Source organism: Roseateles sp. P5_B10 (genome assembly GCF_056400485.1).
In genome coordinates, this window is record NZ_JBFULE010000885.1 from 1 (window position 1) to 2,075 (window position 2,075).

Genomic DNA, 2,075 nt, shown 5'->3' on the forward strand with positions numbered 1-2,075 from the left:
CTGGTGCGCGACGTGGGCCTCGTCGTCGTGACGTTCGCGTCGCTGTGGCTGACACCGGCCGGTGTGCGCGAGAAGAACCAGTTCAGCTGGGCGCCGATGCAGGAAGTGGCCAAGCTCTTCATCGCCATCTTCCTGACCATGGTGCCCGTCATCGCCATGCTCAAGGCCGGCCCGGCTGGCGTGTTCGCGCCGCTGGCCGCCATGCTCGATTCGCCGATGGCCTATTTCTGGTTGACGGGCGGCCTGTCCTCCGTGCTGGACAACGCGCCGACCTATCTCGCCTTCTTCAACCTCGCCGGCGGCAATGCGGCCCAGTTGATGAATGAAGGTGCATCGGTGCTGGCGGCCATCTCGGGTGGCGCCGTCTTCATGGGTGCAATGACCTATATCGGCAATGCGCCCAATTTCATGGTCAAGGCCATTGCCGAGGAGCGGGGTGTCAAGATGCCGAGCTTTGGTGGCTATCTGCTCTGGTCTTGCGCGGTGCTGCTGCCGCTTCTCTTCGTGATGGGCTGGATATGGATGCGATGAAGAAAGTCCTGATCGCGCGCAGGGCGCCAGCGGCCGTCGTTGAAAAACTCGCGGCCCAATTCGACGTGGACTTCCATCAGGGCGAGGCGCCGCTGACTCCCGACGAGTTACGTGCCCGTCTGCAAGGCAAGGCCGGCGCCTACATCACCGGCACCGAGCGCATCACCGCCGAGTTGCTCGACGCCTGCCCCGATCTGCGCGCCGTCTGCACGATGAGCGTGGGCTACAACCACATCGACCTGGGCGCCTGCACGGCGCGCCGCATCCTCGTCACCAACACGCCCGATGTGCTGACCGAATCGACGGCCGACTTCGGCTTTGCGCTGCTGATGGCCACGGCCCGGCGCATGAGCGAGGGCGAGCGCCTGCTGCGAGACGGGCGCTGGAAGAGCTGGGCCTGGGACTTCCTGGCCGGCTCCGACGTCCATGGCGCCACGCTGGGCATCCTCGGCATGGGCCGCATCGGCCAGGCCATTGCGCGGCGTGGCCGCTTCGGCTTCGGCATGAAGGTGATCTATCACAACCGTTCGCGGCTGCCGGCCGACATCGAGGCTGAACTTGGCGCAAGCTATCTGACCAAGGAAACGCTGCTGCGCCAGGCCGATCACCTCATCCTCGTGCTGCCTTATTCGGTCGAGTCCCACCACTGCATCGCCGCGCCCGAGCTGGCGCTGATGAAGCCGACGGCGACTCTCGTCAACATCGCCCGCGGCGGCATCGTCGACGAAGATGCGCTGGCCGCGGCACTGCACGAGAACCGCATCGCCGCTGCCGGCCTCGATGTCTTCGAAGGCGAACCGCGTGTGAATCCAGCGTTGCTGACGCTGCCCAACGTCGTCCTCACGCCGCACATCGCCAGCGCCACCATGCCCACCCGCCAGGCCATGGGAGACCTGGCTGCCGACAACCTCGTCGCCGCGCTGACCGGTGCCAAGCCCCTCACGCCGCTGAACCCTGAAGTCATTCCCGCATGAACCGCCGCCTGATCTGCCTGCTTTCCTTGCTGCCCGCGCTGGCTTTCGGCCAGTCCGTCAAGAACAAGGGCGCGCCGCCACCGCCCGCGCCCGTCGTCGAGGACAAGACGCCGCGAGACCCCAACAAGTTCGCAGTCCTGTCCCTGCTGGGCGACAACGTGCAGCTCATCTCCTTGAGCCCGGCGCGTGGCGACACCGTGCAGTCCGGCGACTGGACGTCCACGCCCGCCGGGGGCCTGGACAACGCGGTGCTGCAAGCCTTGAACGGTGCCATCACGGCCTCGGCCAAAGGTCGCGAGGTCAAGCTCTACACCTCGACCACGCGCAGCCTGTTCGGCGACCCGGCTCACCTGTTCGTTGACGGCAGGCTCAGCCTGCCTGGCAAGCTCGGCGACGCGGTGCGCCAGAGCGGCGCGGCCCAGCTGCTGCTGGTCACGCGCAGCCGCCAGGAGCCGGCCCTGGCCGCGGCCTTGCCGGGCCGCATCCTTGCGACCCTGGAAGGCCCGGGCTTTGTGCTGGACCAGCGCCCCAGCGGCCAGATCAGCTTTGATGGCCAGGGCGCCCTGCCGG

Annotated in this window: 3 protein-coding genes; all 3 read left to right on the top strand. The window is 67.2% G+C overall.

Annotation, left to right across the window (positions count from 1 at the left end):
* Window positions 1-531: sodium:proton antiporter (locus AC1DU6_RS28850; protein WP_477861348.1), on the top strand; the 531-nt coding region annotated here is incomplete at its 5' end.
* Complete coding sequence (locus tag AC1DU6_RS28855) at window positions 519-1,505, top strand: 2-hydroxyacid dehydrogenase (RefSeq protein WP_477861349.1); 987 nt, start codon at window positions 519-521, stop codon at window positions 1,503-1,505. The genes AC1DU6_RS28850 and AC1DU6_RS28855, both read left to right, overlap by 13 nt.
* A partial coding sequence (locus AC1DU6_RS28860; protein ID WP_477861351.1) for a hypothetical protein occupies window positions 1,502-2,075 on the top strand: 574 nt, incomplete at its 3' end. The genes AC1DU6_RS28855 and AC1DU6_RS28860, both read left to right, overlap by 4 nt.

What these genes read in the sequence shown, in the direction of transcription:
- AC1DU6_RS28855 (WP_477861349.1), top strand. Translation starts at nt 519, where the DNA reads ATGGATGCGATGAAGAAAGTCCTGATCGCGCGCAGGGCGCCAGCGGCC.